Raw genomic sequence first — 16664 nt, forward strand, 5'->3', positions numbered from 1 at the left:
GGGATTAACCTCATATTACAACGGTGTTAACAGACAGCGTAGGGTACTATATATCCTTGTTACATGGAATCGCTGCGGTACTGACAGCGATGCCAGGGAAGTTGGTTATAGTTTGCGCCCTGTCGCTACAATGTACACTTCACGCGAACGAGAGCGCGAAGCGTCCGGCTTACGAATTTTTACTTTCGTAAACAGGGAGCGAATTTCCCGTAGGTATTCATCGAAGCCATCTCCCTGAAACACTTTCACTAAAAAGCTGCCGCCAGGTGCGAGAACGTCTTTACACATCCCTAACGCCAACTCTACCAGATACATCGATCTGGGAATATCAACAGCGGGTGTACCGCTCATATTCGGAGCCATGTCAGACATGACCACCTGAACTTTCTTGTCGCCCACTCGTTCCAGCAGCGCGGCTAACACCGCTTCCTCACGGAAATCGCCCTGCAAAAAGTCAACACCAACAATAGGGTCCATCGGCAGGATATCACAAGCGATAATGCGACCGTTTGCGCCTATTTGCTCTACGACATACTGCGACCAGCCTCCAGGTGCAGCACCCAGATCTACCACGGTCATGCCGGGTTTGAAAAGCTTGTCACCCTGCTGTATTTCCTCAAGTTTAAACCAGGCGCGCGAACGCAACCCCTTTTTCTGTGCTTGCTGCACATATTTATCGCTAAAGTGTTCCTGTAACCAGCGACTGGAACTGGCTGAACGCTTCTTACCGGTCATAATTTTTCCAACTAATTGCTCATCGTAGCGATAAATCCGCGCGCAATGGGTTGCGTTAATTTGGCTATAACCCGGAGATGGCGGTAGAATGAACCGTTTTCAATCCCTGAGTAAGCAAAAAATACGATGAATCTGAGTAACAAACAAAAACAGCACCTGAAAGGCCTTGCCCATCACCTTAACCCGGTGGTGATGTTAGGCGGTAATGGCCTGACTGAAGGCGTGCTGGCCGAAATCGAGCTAGCGTTAAATCATCATGAATTGATCAAGGTGAAAATCGCTGCTGAAGAGCGTGAGACTAAACAGCTGATTGTTGAAGCGATCGTCCGCGAAACCGGCGCTTGCAACGTGCAAGTCATCGGTAAAACGCTGGTACTGTATCGTCCAACACAAGAAAAAAAGATCTCACTGCCACGCTAATTCTGCGTTGCCGGCAATTGAAATTGCCATGTGCTCGCAGAGGATAAAAGGCCGCAGTGCGGCCTTTTACCCGTCTTTACAATTGTGTCCAGTATTGCTGCGACACTTTGTCCCTGTTACAGGTATTCCACATGCAGGACTTCGTATTCAACATCCCCGCCAGGCGTTTTAATAATAGCCACATCATCGGCTTCTTTGCCAATCAGGCCACGCGCCATCGGTGAGTTAACCGAAATCAGATTTTGCTTAAAGTCAGCTTCATCATCACCCACAATGCGGTAAGTGAACTCCTCGTCGGTATCCACGTTAACCACTTTAACGGTGGCACCAAAAATGACGCGACCTGACTTTGGCATTTTGGTGATATCAATCACCTGGGCATTGGAGAGCTTAGCTTCAATTTCCTGAATGCGCCCTTCACAAAAACCCTGTTCTTCACGCGCAGCATGGTACTCCGCGTTCTCTTTCAAATCGCCGTGCTCACGGGCCTCAGCGATAGATGCAATGATGCGCGGGCGCTTGACAGTTTTCAGCTCTTCCAGTTCTTCGCGCAGCTTGTCAGCGCCCTGTAACGTCATCGGAATCTGATTCAGACTCATGTTATCTCCTCGTCATCTATTTAACAGTGTCATCCTGACCGGTGACTGCAGAAAATGGCGTTCTGCGGCGCATTACCACGTTTTGCAAGCAAAAAGAACCTGACCCGGAGACTGTGTCCAGGTCAAGTAATGGTTTTGCAATTTGATACGTATTTTACCCCAGAGTTCCCTGTGGGTCATCGTTTACTTTCTACCACCCGGCAACGTAGTATTGTCGCCTTCACCCGCTAGTTAACGCGAGATTATGCGATTTTCACGACTTGTTACCGGATTAACCTGTGCATTTATGCTGCAGGCGCAGGCCGCGCCTGTTGAGGAATACATGCAGTATCTGCCTGATGGTACCAACCTGGCGTTGCTGGTGCAGAAAATTGGCGCCCCCACACCCGTGGTGGATTATCACGGCTCGCAGATGGCCCTTCCTGCCAGTACCATGAAAGTCTTTACCGCGCTCGCCGCTCTGCTGGAATTGGGGGCCGATTTCCGTTTTCAAACCACGTTTGAAACCCACGGCGCAGTCAGCGATGGCACCCTGAATGGGGATTTGGTCGCACGCTTTGCTGGCGATCCCACCCTGAGTCGCCAGGGTCTGCGCAATATGGTCGCCGCGCTGAAAAAACAGGGCATCAACCATATCAAGGGCAATCTGGTCATCGATACCTCCGTCTTCGCTTCCCATGATGAAGCGCCAGGCTGGCCGTGGAATGACCTGACGGAGTGCTTCAGCGCCCCACCAGGTGCCGCAATTGTCGACAAAAACTGTTTCTCCGTTTCGCTCTACAGTGCCAAACAGGCAGGACAGAACGCCTTTGTGCGCATCGCCTCTTACTATCCGGCGCACATGTACAGCCAGGTCCGCACGCTGGCACCAAATAGCGGAGAAGGACAATATTGCGAGCTGGATGTCGTCCCAGGCGAGCTAAACCGCTACACCCTGACTGGCTGTATGCGCCAGCGCTCGGAGCCTCTGCCGCTGGCCTTTGCCGTACAGGATGGGGCCGCATGGGCAGGAGAGATTCTGCGTGATGAGCTAAAGCAAGCCGGGATTGATTACAGTGGCCATCTGCTGCGTCAGCCGCTGGTCACGGAACCCGGCACTGTTCTGGCTTCAACGCAATCGGCTCCGTTGCACGACCTGCTGCATACCATGCTGAAAAAGTCGGACAATATGATTGCCGATACGGTGTTCCGTACGATTGGTCATCACTACTTCAACGTTCCAGGTACTTTCCGTGCAGGTTCTGACGCGGTACGCCGAATTCTGAAAGAGAAAGCCGGTGTCGATATGGGCAACTCGATCCAGGTGGATGGCTCCGGCCTGTCACGCCATGATTTGGTCTCCCCTACCACCATGATGCAAGCGTTGCAGTTTATTGCGAAGAATGACCAGACGCTGGACTTTATTTCCATGCTGCCGCGCGCGGGCTATGACGGTACATTGCAATATCGTGGTGGTCTGCACGAAGCAGGCGTGGATGGCAAAGTCTCGGCGAAAACCGGTTCATTGCAGGGTGTTTATAACCTCGCGGGCTTTATCACCACCGCCAGCGGCGCACGCCTGGCCTTTGTTCAGTATCTCTCTGGCTATGCTGTTCCGCCACAGGATCAAAAAACACGCCGCATCCCGCTGGTGCGTTTCGAAAGCCGCCTGTACCGCGATATCTACCAAAACAACTGATCGACCCCACACAAAAAAACAGCCCGCTATCACAGCGGGCTGGTTTCATCAGAAGTGCGTATTCAGACTCATGTAGTAAGTCCGGCCCGACTCGTTGTAGGTATTCGCCCCCGCGCCATACATATAAGCACCGGTCTGAGCATTCCCGGTGGTTTGCGCATTGCCTTCGCGGAAGTGACGTTTGTCGAACAGGTTATCTATACCCAGCGTGACGCTCGCGTATTTATTCACCTCATAAGTCCCGCTCATCCCCACTAACGTATAGGGGCTGACCTGATCGGTCTCACTGCCGGTCACTGGCTGGCCTTTATAGTTGTACTTCTTCGGCACCTGCTTACCGTACCAGGTCAGCGTGGTTTGCAGTGAAAGATCCTGCGTTGCCTGCCAGCTCAAGCTGGAGTTCAGCGTGTAGTCTGGAATGATCGACAGACGATCGCCCGTCTCCTTATTCTTACTCTGCAGCATGTAGGTCAGGTTATTGGTCCACATTACCGTATCAGAGAATGGCATGTTAAAGGTGCCTTCCAGCCCCTCGACCACCGCCTTTGGTACGTTTTCCCACTTATACACGTCTGTTAAGCCAGTACTCGACACGCCGGTTGGCAGATAACCCGCTTCAATCTTGTTGCGATAATCATTACGGAACCAGGTGATACCCGCCTGATAATCGTCATGCTTCCACTCAATGCCGACTTCTTTGTTGATACTGTGCTCAGCGCTTAAGTCCGGGTTCCCCACCAGATAGCACCCGCCGGTACTTGCAGCACAGCCCTGACCACGGCTATACAGCACATAGTTCGGGTTGGTTTGATAGAGGTTTGGCGCTTTGTAAGCACGGGCAATGCCCAGCTTCAGCGTGAAGTCATCTCCCAGGCCCTGCGACAAATTCAGTGACGGGCTCCAGTTATTGCCGACGATCGAGTGATGATCAAAGCGTAACGCCGGGGTCAGCATGGTGGAGTCCGTCAACTCCATATTGTCTTCAGCAAACAGCGAGAAGATCTCAGCCTGGGTATAAGGGCTGCGGTTGGTGCTGTCGATGCCAGGGATCGCGCCGCCCAGCATGGATTGCGTATTAGAAGCGAGATCTTTCATGCGCTGCTGGTTCCATTCGGTACCCAGCGTCGCGGTTTGATTGACCAGCCACTCAAACGGCACGCTGACTTCACTGTGCAGCAGGATGTTTTCCAGTTGGATATTCGAGAAGCCGTCGTCAGAGAAGATCCCTTCTGTCCCACCGGCCAACCCTTCATTCATTCGCGTGTTACGTGTTTTTTCGTACTGCGCATAGGTGCGTGAGCTGATGCCACTGTCCCACGCACCGGTCCACGTCAGCGCAAAGTTGTTGCGATACAGACGATTGGTTTCCTTTCCATACATGCTCTGCACCAGCGCACTGGTGTTGGTATTCTGCGTATCGCCAGCGTAGAGGTTATTCTGACGGCTATAGCCTGCCTCAAACTCTAAAGCCTGACGTGGCGCGAATGCCCAGCGCAGTAACGCGTTGATATCTTTATTTTCAGAACCTTCTCGCCCCGCAGGGATGGCGGTGGCATAAGCCCCGGTACGCAATGACTGATGGCCTTCATTAATAAACTGCGCATCTGCCTGCGTCTTCGCTAAACCACCATATAAACGGAAGCTAAAGTCATCGCCCAACGGGCCTGACAAGCTGAAGTTGGTGCGCTTAGTGGCACCCTCTTGTTTATGTTCAGGGATGTTGTAGTAGCTATCCCATGAGCCGTGCCACTGCCCGGTCTCTTTTTTGGTGATGATATTCACCACCCCGCCCGCTGCACCGTTGCCATAACGCGCGGCGGCAGGCCCACGAATAACTTCAATACGCTCGATCATCTCCGGTGGCACCCAACTGGTATCACCACGAGTATCGCGCTCACCGCGCCAGCCAAATCGCACAGAGTTACGGCTTGAGACCGGCAGGCCATCAATCAGAATCAGGGTATTTTCCGGCCCCATACCGCGAATATCGATTTGGCGATTATTACCGCGCTGACCGCTGGTGGAGTTCCCGGTCAGGTTAACCCCCGGCATGGTGCGGATGATCTCCGAGACATCGCGTGCAGGCGGATGTTTCTTAATTTCATCGGCTGTAATGGTGGAAACGCCAGGTGCCTGGAGTGTCTGCTGCGCCGCAGTGACGACCAGAGTATTGTCTTCGCTGTTGGTTTTATCCGCTGGTGTTTCTGCTGCGCTGACTGCGCAAGGAATGGCTGTTGCCATAAAAATGGCACAGGCCAAAGGTGATAACGTTTTCATTATTCTCGTCCCTGGTTTGCCAGCAGATGTAAAAAAGCGTTAACTGCTGTCGCACCGGTGTTGAAAGATATTGTACATACTTTCATGCACACAGCGGGCCTTGGCGGCCACTCCCTGCGATAACATCGCCCTCTGGGGGCAATGTGACGGAAGGCGCATGGGTGCATCCCCATCAAGCGGAAACACCCTATTGCAAACGAAAATAATTATCAATAGTATTACTTCTAACATTCATGGAACTTCTCATGGCATGTAATCAGACCGATGGCACAATGACGTTGTTTAATAAAGAAACGGGCTCTGACGCCTGGTGGGAAAATCAGCAAGCACTTGGCATCCCCTATATTGAAGCGGGTGTTGATGGCCATTGTCAGGTTACCTTCTTCTGGCGCGACCCCGAGGGCGATGAACGCACCTCTTCCACTCGCCATGTCTGGATCAATATCACGGGCGTCACCGATCACCACCAGCGAGCCGCCCCCGTTTCTCTGTCGCATCTGCCACAGACGGATGTCTGGTACTGGCAAACGCAGCTTCCTTCGACGTGGCGCGGCAGTTACTGCCTGATGCCCGATCGCGAAACGCCACTGTTTCAGGGACAGCCTGACATGCACAGCCTGCGTGACTGGTGGCGCAATAAATTCCCGACCGCACAGAGCGATGCCTTGAATCCACTGCGCGCCTGGTCTGGTGGACGTGGGATGGGCGTTTCCCCACTGCATCTGCCGCAAGCCCCGGATCAGCAGGTCTGGCAGGCCGTTGACGAAGGCCGCGCGCCGCACATGGCGTTGCAACACATCTGTTGGGAGAGTGAACGCCTCAATAACCGCCGTTCGGTGTGGATTCATACTACCGGTGATGCCAGCCATGACCGCCCTCTGGCGATCCTGCTGGATGGGCAATTCTGGGCTAACAGCATGCCCATCGCCTGGCCGCTACAGCAGCTGACCGATAACGGCGAACTGCCTCCTGCGGTGTACGTGATGATCGATATCATCGACCGTGAGCACCGCAGCCGCGAACTGCCGTGCAACCCTGAGTTTTGGCAAGCCGTGCAGGAAGAGTTACTGCCACAGGTGGCGCAGATCGCCCCCTATCGGCAAAGTGCGGATTCCACCGTGGTGTCCGGCCAAAGCTTCGGTGGGCTAGCTTCGGTTTATGCCGCACTGCACTGGCCGCACACTTTTGGTGCCGCAATCAGTTTATCCGGGTCCTTCTGGTGGCCCGCACGCGGTAATGCCCACGGCTGGCTGTTAGATCAGCTCGAGCAGGGGTTACTTCAGCCGGAACCGTTGCGTTTCTGGCTGGAAGCAGGCCGACGCGAACACCTGATTATTCAGGCTAATGAACTGCTAGAACATTATTTGACGGCTGCCGGGCATTCGGTTAGCTATCAACCCGTAGAAGGCGGCCACGATGCGCTCTGTTGGCGCGGTGGTTTGCTCAATGGACTGAAAGCAATGTGGCAAACACGCTAACTCAGTAATCTCACCCGTTTTTGGTGGGCAGGAGTCTTGCAATGCAACAACTTAATCCTTTCGACAATCCTGAGCAGGATTGTTACGTGGTGCAAAACCCGCAGCACCAATTTAGCCTGTGGCCGAGCTTTAATACCGTACCCTCAGGATGGCAAGCGGTGTTTGGCCCGCAGCCGCAGTCCGCATGTATTGCGTGGCTGAATGAAAACTGGCGCGATATTCGCCCAACCGTAGCCGCAACTGAGCGGGGCGAACATGTCTGAGACACTTATGGCAGAAACATCCGTTAAGACCACAGAGGCCATGCCACTGGTGGCCGCGCAGCCAGGTATCTGGATCGCCGATCAACTCTCAAAACACCCTAATGCCTATGCGGTAGCGCACTTTATTGAGCTGCAAGGTGAACTGAATAGCGAAGCGCTGAAACAGGCAATTATTGCGGGGATGCAGGAAGCAGACACCCTGAATATGGCCTTTGGTGAAGAAGAAGGCGATCCGATTCAATGGCCACAACCGCAGACGTTTAGCCCAGCGGAAGTCGTCGATTTACGCCATGAAAGTGACCCTGTTGCCGCAGCACGGCAGCAGATGCAGCGGGATATGGCGGGTAATCTCCGTGTATTGAGCGGCGCTTCGCTGTGGCAACACATTCTGTTCCGGCTGGATGAACAGCACTGGTTCTGGTATCAGCGCTACCATCATCTGGTGGTGGACGGCTTTAGTTTTACCGCCCTCACGCGCCGTATCGCCAACCTTTATACCGCGCTCTGCCGTCAGGAACTCCCTGAGCCCTCTCCCTTCATTCCTTTCCGGGAAGTGGTTGAAGAGTACCAGCGTTATCAGGATTCCCCCTCTTTCAGCCGCGATCGTGATTTCTGGCGGGAAAAAGGCGCGGCGTTGCCAACGCCAGCCTCGCTCTCCCCGCTGCCGCTGGCAGGTCAGAGCGCATCTACCGATCTGTTGCGCCATACCTTGACGCTGGACAGCTACAACTTCCACGCGCTGAGTCGCCATATGCAGCAACATCAGCTCAGTGCCGCTGACAGCGCCTTTGCCCTGGTGGCACTCTGGCTGGCGCGTCTGAGCGGGCAAAATGACTTCGCCGCGGGCTTTATCTTTATGCGCCGTATTGGCTCTGCCGCACTCTGCGCGACGGGCCCGGTGATTAATGTGCTGCCGATGGCAGTTCATTACGACCCGGCTCAGCCACTGAATGTGTTGGCCGCGCAGTTGGCCGCTGAAGTGAAAAAGATGCGCCGCCATCAACGCTATGATGCAGAGCTGGTACAGCGCGATCTTGGCCGCCTGGGGGATAACGATCCGCTGTATGGCCCGGTGATCAACCTGAAGATGTTTGACTACCAGCTGGATTTCAACGGCGTGCCGGGCATCACCCACCAACTCGCCTCTGGACCGGTGCGGGATCTTGAAATCGCTATCTACATCAGTGAGCAAGGTGACTTAACCCTTGAGCTGCTGGCGAATGCCGAGCGTTATCGTCTCGACACCCTGCAACAGCACGCCAGCCGCTTTGACCTCCTGTTGGCTCAGTTGGCCAGCGATCCTGGCCTTGCGGGTGGCGAGCTGGACCTGCTCACCGTGCCTGAGCACCAGCAGTTAGCGGAGATCAACCACACGGCACATCCAATCCCGGCCGAAACGCTGGCCAGCCTGTTACAGCAACAGGCTCAGCGCACGCCGTTGGCACCGGCCCTGGCGGATTCCCAGCATAGCCTCAATTACCAGCAGATGCAGGAGCAGGTCACGGCGCTGGCACAGCAGCTGCGAGCCGCAGGCGTCAATCGCGGGGATATCGTGGCAGTGGCGCTACCGCGTTCGATTTTCCTGTCGCTGGCGCTGCAGGCGATTGTCAGCGTAGGTGCCGCCTACTTGCCGCTGGATACCGGTTACCCGGACGATCGTCTGGCACTGATGCTGGAAGATGCCGCGCCAAAACGTCTGATCACCAGCCCGGCGTTGGCTAGCCGTTTTGCTGCAATCAGCAACGTAACGCCGCTTTTCTATGCTGAGCTACAGCCCGTTTGCGCCACCCCAGCGCCGCTGGAAGCACCTCAGCCACAGGATGGTGCTTACATTATTTATACTTCCGGCTCCACCGGGCGTCCTAAAGGGGTGCTGGTCGGCCATGAAGCGATTGTTAACCGACTGCTTTGGATGCAGGATCACTACCCGCTCACCGCCGATGATGTCGTGTTGCAAAAAACCCCGAGCAGCTTTGATGTCTCCGTGTGGGAGTTTTTCTGGCCGTTGATCGTCGGTGCCCGCTTGGTGATGGCTCCGCCGGAAGCACATCGTGATCCGGAAGCCCTGCAAACCCTGTTTAAACAGTATCGCGTCACCACCACCCACTTCGTGCCTTCAATGCTGGCCGCGTTTGTTGCCGCGCTTGAAGAGAGCAGCAGCTGTGCCAGTCTGCGCCGCGTTTTCTGTAGTGGTGAAGCGCTGCCCGCGGATTTGTGCCGCCAGTGGGAGCAGCTGACTCAGGTGCCGCTGCATAATCTGTATGGCCCAACCGAGGCCGCCGTGGATGTCAGCTACTATCCGGCTTATGGCCCGGAGCTGGCCGCAGTCACCGGGGCCAGCGTGCCGATCGGTTTCCCGGTATGGAACACCGGCCTGCGCATTCTGGATAACCGCTTACAGCCCGTGCCTCCGGGTGTCGCGGGTGATCTCTACCTCACCGGTATTCAACTGGCTCACGGTTATCTTGATCGCCCCGATCTCACCGCCAGCCGCTTTGTCGCCGATCCCTTTGGTAAAGGCAGCCGCATGTACCGGACAGGTGATGTCGCCCGTTGGCTGCCTAACGGTGCGGTGGAATACCTCGGACGCAGCGACGATCAGCTGAAAATTCGCGGTCAGCGTATTGAACTGAATGAAATTGATCACGCGCTGGCGGATTTACCCGGCATTCAACAAGCGGTAACGCATGCGGTGGTGTTGGGCGATCAACACAGCCAGCAAGGCGATGCGCGCCAGTTAGTGGGTTACGTGATTGCGGACTATGCGGTTGAGAGTGAAAACCTCCGCACCGCTCTGGCCGAACGCCTGCCTGCACATATGGTGCCGGTAGCGATTGTGCAGTTAGAGACCTTCCCACTGAGCAGCAACGGTAAACTCGACCGCCGTGCGCTACCGTTGCCGCAGGCGCAAGCCGCGTCCGCTGGCCGTGAACCACGTCCGGGCCTGGAAACCATGCTGGCTAATGCCTTCGCCAGATTGCTGGAGCGAGAACAAGTGAGCGCAGAGGATGATTTCTTTGCCCTCGGCGGTCACTCCCTGCTGGCGATGCGCCTTGCTGCCCAGCTACGGCGTGAACTGCAACAACCGGTCTCTGTCGGGCAAATTATGGTAGCAGCCAGCGTAGAGAAGCTGGCGCGTTTGCTGAGCAGTGATGAACCCGCCAGCAGCCGTGCTGGATTTGAAGCCGTGCTGCCGCTGCGTACCGGCAACGGGCCGACCCTGTTCTGCTTCCATCCTGCTTCTGGTTTTGCCTGGCAGTTCAGCATCTTGCAACGCTATCTGGACAGCCGCTGGTCACTGGTGGGTATTCAGTCACCGGATGCCACCAGTCCGTTGCATCAGGCCCAACATCTGGATGACGTGTGCGAAGCGCACCTACAAACACTGCGCAGCGTGCAGCCACATGGCCCTTACTACTTCATCGGCTACTCACTCGGCGGAACGCTGGCACAGGGCATTGCTGCTCGCCTTGAAGCTTTAGGTGAAGAAGTGGCGTTCCTCGGCCTGCTGGATACCTGGCCGCCAGAGACGCAAAACTGGGATGAAAAGCGCGGTGAGAATGTGCTGGACCCGGCGGTGCTTGATGAAGTGAACCGTGAGCGTGAGCAGTTTGTTGCGGCACAACGCGCGCAGGCTGGAGAAGGCATGGAGGCGATGTTCAACACCATTGAAGCCAACTACGCCAGCTCGGTGCGTCTGCTAGCGACCGCGCGCAGTACCCGTTTCAATGGCCGCGCTACGCTGTTCTCTGCGCTGCAAACCCTACAGCCAGGCCAGGATGCACGCCGTGCCTGGGCACCATGGGTTGGCGAACTGGAGATCTGGCCGCTGGACTGCGCACACGTTGATATTATTTCACCACGAATGTTTGAGCAGATTGGTCCATTGCTCCAGAAACTGCTGGCGAAATTCTGAAAATAAGGGGCGCAGAAAGCGCCCCTTTGCTTAACCTTCTCGACCTAACGGCACAATCATCGGAGTGCCAGCCACCGGGTCATCAACAATCACACAGCGCAAACCATAAACCGCCTCAATCAATTCGGGCGTCACAATCTCTTTCGGTTTGCCCTCGGCAAGGATTTTCCCGCCTCGCATGGCAATTAAGTGGGTTGCGTAACGGCAGGCATGATTCAGTTCATGCAGCACCACCACCAACGTACGACCATGCTGACGATTCAGGTCTTGCATGAGTTCCAGCAGCTCAATCTGATGGGTGATATCCAGCCAGGTCGTGGGTTCATCCAGCAGCAGCAAAGGTGTCTGTTGTGCTAACACCATGGCGATCCACACCCGCTGACGCTGACCGCCAGAGAGTGTGTCCACACTCTGTTCCGCCAGATCGGCAACGCCAGTGGCCTCCATCGCCTGTTGTACTGCGGCCTCATCTTCCTCTCGCCAGCGACCAAACAGGGTCTGATGTGGATAGCGGCCACGCGCGACCAGGTCGCTAACGCTCAATCCAGCAGGGGCGTGTGAGCTTTGTGGCAATAACCCTAAACGGCGGGCTACTTCTTTGGTGGGATAACGGGCAATCGCCTCGCCATCCAGCCAGACCTGCCCTTGTAAGGGTGATGCCAGACGGCTCAGGGCGCGTAACAGCGTCGATTTACCACACGCGTTTGGCCCGATAATCACCGTTAACTCGCCATCCGGGATGGTGACTGAGAGATCCTGCGCCACAATTTTCTTGTCATAACCGAGGGTCATGCCCTCGCCACGTAACCGGGCAGTTAATTCACTCACTGGCGTCGCGCCTCCCTTACGAGCAGGAAAATCAGATACAGCCCGCCGAGGCTGACAGTAATCACCCCAACCGGCAGTTGATACGGTAAAAAGAAGTGTTGAGCAGCATAATCCGCGGCCAGCAGCAGCAGCGCACCGCAGAGTGCAGCCAGAGGTAATGCACCACGCACGCCGCCACCAAGACGACGGGCAATTTGCGGGGCCAGTAGCGCGACAAACGAAATAGGCCCGGCTAATGCGGTTGAAGCGGCCGTTAACACCACGCCGATCAGCATCAACCACAGGCGGCTGCGTTCAACCGGCACACCCAGCGCGGTAGCCGTATCATCGCCCATCTCTAACAGACGCATCCGCCGCGAGAGCAACGCTGTGGCTAACAGCGCCAGCAGCAGGGCCACAATCACCGGGGGCGTTTTAGCCCAGGTGATCCCATTGAGCGAACCCGCACTCCACAACCCGGCACTGAGTGCCGACTCCAGTGAAGCGCTGATGATTAGCCAGCTATTAAGTGCCATCAACAGCGCCCGAACACTGATGCCAACAATAATCAAACGGAAGGTTTCGACACCGCGCCGCCAGGCAAACAAATACACCACCGCAGCGGTAATGACGCCCCCCACCAACGCAGCCAGCGTCATTCCCTGAATATCTTGCTGGAACAGCACCAGCGCAATCAGCACACCACTGTACGCGCCGGTGTTGAAGCCGAGAATATCCGGGCTGCCGAGTGGGTTGCGCAGTAGCGATTGAAAAATCGCCCCGCTCACGCCCAGTGCTGCGCCAATCAGCAGCGCCATGAGCACACGCGGAAGCCGCCACTCAAGGACGATGAGCTGCACGTTACGCGCCGCCTCACCGTGAATCAGTTGCCATATTTCGCTGGCACTGATGGATAGCGTGCCACGCGTCACCCCGAGAAACAGCAACACCAGGCTAGCCACCAGCAGCCAACTGGCGTGCAACCATGCTTGACGGCTCATTGCGGCCTCCCGATTTTGCTGCGTACCAGAATAATCATGACCGGCGCGCCAATCATGGCGGTCATGATCGAGACACGCAGTTCGCCCGGCACCAACACACGACCAACAATATCCGCTGCCAGCAGCAGAACCGGGGTAATGAGGAGTGTGGCAGGAAGCTGCCAGCGGTGATCTTGCCCAACCAACCAACGAGCAAAATGAGGCGTCATCAAGCCAATAAACGCGATTGGCCCAACAGCCGCTGTGGCCGTGCCGCTCAGCAGCGCAACAGCCACCAGCCCGGTCAGTTGAGTGCGCAACACGCGCGTCCCCAACGCCGTTGCCATGTCGCCGCCCATGCTCAGGCTATTCAGTGCCGGGGCCAGCGACAGCGACAGCACAACGCCAACCAGCGCCGCCGGAGCCAGGGTGCGTAGCACAGTGAAATCGCGGATATCCAGCGAACCGCTCTGCCAGAAGCGCAGATGATCGTAAATATCTGGGTTCATCAGGGACAGGCCAGACGTCAGCCCTTCCAGTACCGCACCAAGCGCAACACCTGCGAGGGTGAGCCGTACCGGATTCACTCGTCCTCCGCCCATTGCGCCGGTTAATGCCACCAGTAATGCCGCGATCAGCGCGCCACTAAAAGCAAAACCCAGCCAGCCTGCTGGCGAATCGGCACCAAACAGTGCGATGCCCAGCACAACAGCGAAACTGGCACCAGCATTCAGCCCGAGAATACCGGGGTCGGCCAACGGGTTGCGCGTCAGGCTTTGCATCAACGCGCCAGCCAGGCCGAGCGAAACGCCAGCTAACAGGCCTGCCAAAGTACGCGGCAAACGCGCATCACGCACGATGATGCAATCGGCGCTGTTGCAGTTGCCGGAGAGCGCGTGCCACACCTGATCAAGAGGAATGGGTTTGGCTCCCAGCATCAAACTGAGAGCAATGAGAAGTAACAGCAGCATCCCTGTGCCTGCCATTACGCGAAGCTGGCGCATAGCGTTAACGACCCTGAAAACAGTGTGATAATGAGACGTGTTATCGGATTTTTCTGCGCCGTATGGTAACACGGCTAGCGGGCAACATGAGGAGGAATAAAGAAATTTACACAACGGAGCACTCCCTGCGCCGATTGTGCGTGATGGGCTGTTGAGTCAGCCCATCGCACTATCAAATGTTACTTCACAAACAGCTGCTCGAGCCGATCCAGCAGATGACTGGCGCTGTAGTAATCGAGACGGAAAGTATCCGCTCCCAGGGCATAAACCTGTTTTTGCTGCACGGCAGCCGTCTGGGAGACAAACGGATTTTTCAGCACGTCATTCGCGACCTGCGGCGGCTCAGCGGCAAACAGCAGCCAGGTTTTTCCATTCAGCCCGCTGGCCATATTCTCACCAGAAAGCTGGATGATATCCTTGCGCTTGCCCATGCTATGGCCTTCCTGCAAGTTCGCAGGCGGAGTAGCAAGCGTGAAGCCCAACTGTTGCAGTAACTGCCCCTGAGCGGATTCGCCAGTCCACAGATTTACCGCGCGACCATTGCCGTTCCAGACCATCGCAGAAACCGGCTGCGGCGGTAGCTTCAGCTTCTGCTTCAGTGCGGCTTCACGCGCATCAAAAGCTTTGACCTTTGCAGCAGCCTCGGCTTCATGCCCAGTGGCTGCCCCTAACTCTGTGACCACCTGTTGCCAGCTCTTATCGTCATAGTTCACCACCAATACCGGCGCAATCGCCGACAGTTGATCAACCAGCTTCAGCGCGGAGTCATTGCCGGTCGCGCTGACCAGAATTAAGTCGGGCGCTTCTGCCGCCACCGCTTCCGCATTCGGCTCGCCAATGTATAACCGTTTTACATGGCGCTGCTTCGCCACATCGCCCCACTGGCGGAAGAAACCCTGATCGTCGGATAAGCGACTGTTCGGTGCCGTTGCGCCGCTGGCAATCACCGGTGCATCAATCGCCAGCAGTGAGCCCGTCAGAGTCACACTGGTAGAAACGATACGTTGTGGTGCTTTTTGCAGGGTAATTTTGCCATTCGTGCCTTCAAGGGTACGCGGCCAGGAACCCTCGGCCCAGGCATTTTGGCTAACCAACTGTAGACAAAACAAAAGCGTGGCACAGATCGCCAGAAAACTACGTTTAAACATAAGATTATTCCATCGTTTTATCGGGACAAGGCATACACGGATTGCGCTGAATTGCCGGGCAAACGCAGAGAAAATCACTGCGCTTTGTTGACACCAAATACGGTTCGTCGTAGCTTACAGAACCACAATAAAAATGATAATCATTATTAATTAACTTATCATTCAATGGATGTGATTATGGTGGACACTTCAACGTTTGAAAATGCCTGGCTACAGGATTATTCCACGCTCTGCCGTGGGTTTGTTTTTACCTCTCCCTGGCAAAGTATTGCCACACAAGGTTGTTTCACGACGTTAACCAATCCGGTCACGGATGGGGCGTTGTTACAAGGAAACTTCCAGCAACAATTGCGTCAACATTTCGCTGCTGCAAAGCAGCAAGGAATCGAAAACCCGGTTGTGGTTGGGGCGATTCCTTTTGATGTTAACGAACCGGCGGCTCTGTTTATTCCCGAGTCTTCGCGCAAGTTCAACCGTGCCGATCTGCTGGCAGGCCTGCCGGTAAATCATGCGCCGTTGCCCGAAGTCACGCGGAGAACCGCCGTGCCGGAGCACGATCGCTTTACCGGCATGGTGGCTGATGCCGTCGCAACCATCAAACGTGGCGAGCCAGAGAAAGTGGTGTTGTCGCGCTTAATGGACATCGTCACGCAGAATCCGGTCGACAGCGCAGCGCTGATGCAGCGTGTGCTGGCTCAAAACCCGAACAGCTATCACTTCCACCTGCCATTACCGCAGGGAGGCGTGCTGTTAGGTGCCAGCCCGGAATTAATGATTCGTAAGCAGGGAGCCGCATTCAGCTCATGCCCGTTAGCCGGTTCGGCACGGCGGGAAAAAGATGAAGCCAGCGACCGCGCTTCCGGTGAAACGCTGATGAACTCAGGCAAAGATCGCCACGAGCATAAGCTAGTGACCGATGCCATGCGTGATGTATTGCAGCCGCGCAGTAGCCAGCTTTCTGTGCCTTATACGCCGGAGCTGATCACCACGGCAACGCTATGGCACCTGGCAACTCAAATTGATGGCACCGCCAAAGACCCACAAGACAATGCGCTATCACTGGCCTGCTTGCTGCATCCAACGCCTGCATTAAGCGGTTTCCCGCATCAGCAGGCTATGCAGTTGATTCAGCAGCTTGAGCCGTTCGAACGCCAACTGTTTGGCGGCATTGTCGGCTGGTGTGATGCCGAAGGCAACGGTGAGTGGGTAGTGACTATCCGCTGTGGCACCGTACACGGCAATCGCGTCAGACTGTTTGCCGGCGCAGGCATTGTGGCTGACTCACAGCCAGAATCTGAATGGCGTGAAACGGGCGTAAAACTCGATACCATGCTGCGCGCCTTTGGATTGCAATAAAGG

The 16664-nt window shown here is 55.7% G+C and carries 13 protein-coding genes; 6 read left to right on the plus strand and 7 right to left on the minus strand.

All coding sequences use genetic code 11. The features are described 5' to 3' along the window. Positions 1-105: 105 nt before the first annotated feature. Positions 106-735, minus strand: coding sequence for a 23S rRNA (uridine(2552)-2'-O)-methyltransferase RlmE (rlmE, locus tag F3J40_RS13520; RefSeq protein WP_017349624.1), 630 nt, complete (start codon positions 733-735; stop codon positions 106-108). A gap of 126 nt (positions 736-861) precedes the next feature. Between rlmE and yhbY the strand changes: the two genes are divergently transcribed. Then, positions 862-1155, plus strand: a complete 294-nt coding sequence (yhbY, locus tag F3J40_RS13525) for a ribosome assembly RNA-binding protein YhbY (RefSeq protein ID WP_167015382.1) — start codon at positions 862-864, stop codon at positions 1153-1155. Between the two features lie 116 nt (positions 1156-1271). Here yhbY and greA read toward each other — a convergent pair whose 3' ends face one another. Next, the gene (gene greA, locus F3J40_RS13530; protein ID WP_026042843.1) at positions 1272-1748 is read right to left on the minus strand and encodes a transcription elongation factor GreA; all 477 of its coding nucleotides are present in this window, start codon (positions 1746-1748) and stop codon (positions 1272-1274) included. A gap of 250 nt (positions 1749-1998) precedes the next feature. On the opposite strand from greA, the gene dacB reads away from it, so the two are divergent. Continuing rightward, positions 1999-3432: a serine-type D-Ala-D-Ala carboxypeptidase gene (gene dacB, locus F3J40_RS13535; protein WP_167015384.1), complete on the plus strand. Its 1434-nt coding sequence runs from the start codon at positions 1999-2001 to the stop codon at positions 3430-3432. Positions 3433-3480: 48 nt separating this feature from the next. Here dacB and F3J40_RS13540 read toward each other — a convergent pair whose 3' ends face one another. After that, positions 3481-5709, minus strand: coding sequence for a TonB-dependent siderophore receptor (locus tag F3J40_RS13540; protein ID WP_167015386.1), 2229 nt, complete (start codon positions 5707-5709; stop codon positions 3481-3483). Positions 5710-5954: 245 nt separating this feature from the next. Here F3J40_RS13540 and fes point away from each other — a divergent pair, with 245 nt between their 5' ends. Genes fes through F3J40_RS13555 form a run of 3 tightly spaced genes read left to right on the plus strand, consistent with a single transcriptional unit; the run spans position 5955 to position 11366 of the window. Then, positions 5955-7187, plus strand: a complete 1233-nt coding sequence (gene fes, locus F3J40_RS13545) for an enterochelin esterase (protein ID WP_240155462.1) — start codon at positions 5955-5957, stop codon at positions 7185-7187. 41 nt (positions 7188-7228) lie between these two features. Next, positions 7229-7450: an MbtH family protein gene (locus tag F3J40_RS13550; RefSeq protein ID WP_167015395.1), complete on the plus strand. Its 222-nt coding sequence runs from the start codon at positions 7229-7231 to the stop codon at positions 7448-7450. Beyond that, positions 7443-11366, plus strand: coding sequence for an enterobactin synthase subunit F (locus F3J40_RS13555; protein WP_167015397.1), 3924 nt, complete (start codon positions 7443-7445; stop codon positions 11364-11366). The genes F3J40_RS13550 and F3J40_RS13555 overlap by 8 nt, the downstream gene beginning before the upstream one ends. A 30-nt stretch (positions 11367-11396) precedes the next feature. On the opposite strand, the gene F3J40_RS13560 is transcribed toward F3J40_RS13555, so the two are convergent. From F3J40_RS13560 to fepB, 4 genes are all read right to left on the minus strand, one after another. Continuing rightward, the gene (locus F3J40_RS13560; RefSeq protein WP_167015681.1) at positions 11397-12158 is read right to left on the minus strand and encodes an ATP-binding cassette domain-containing protein; all 762 of its coding nucleotides are present in this window, start codon (positions 12156-12158) and stop codon (positions 11397-11399) included. Between the two features lie 32 nt (positions 12159-12190). Then, a complete protein-coding gene (fepG, locus tag F3J40_RS13565) occupies positions 12191-13174 on the minus strand; it encodes an iron-enterobactin ABC transporter permease (protein ID WP_167015399.1) in 984 nt (327 codons plus the stop codon). Beyond that, positions 13171-14157 (minus strand): Fe(3+)-siderophore ABC transporter permease, encoded by a 987-nt coding sequence (gene fepD, locus F3J40_RS13570; protein ID WP_167015401.1) that lies wholly within the window; start codon positions 14155-14157, stop codon positions 13171-13173. The genes fepG and fepD overlap by 4 nt, the downstream gene beginning before the upstream one ends. A 179-nt stretch (positions 14158-14336) precedes the next feature. Next, positions 14337-15305 carry a Fe2+-enterobactin ABC transporter substrate-binding protein gene (gene fepB, locus F3J40_RS13575; protein WP_167015403.1) on the minus strand — a complete coding sequence of 323 codons (969 nt, stop codon included), beginning with the start codon at positions 15303-15305 and terminating at the stop codon, positions 14337-14339. Between the two features lie 177 nt (positions 15306-15482). Here fepB and F3J40_RS13580 point away from each other — a divergent pair, with 177 nt between their 5' ends. Then, positions 15483-16661, plus strand: a complete 1179-nt coding sequence (locus tag F3J40_RS13580; RefSeq protein ID WP_017349612.1) for an isochorismate synthase — start codon at positions 15483-15485, stop codon at positions 16659-16661. Positions 16662-16664: the final 3 nt, after the last annotated feature.

It is taken from the genome of Candidatus Pantoea multigeneris (assembly GCF_011752615.1).
Lineage (GTDB): Bacteria > Pseudomonadota > Gammaproteobacteria > Enterobacterales > Enterobacteriaceae > Pantoea > Pantoea multigeneris.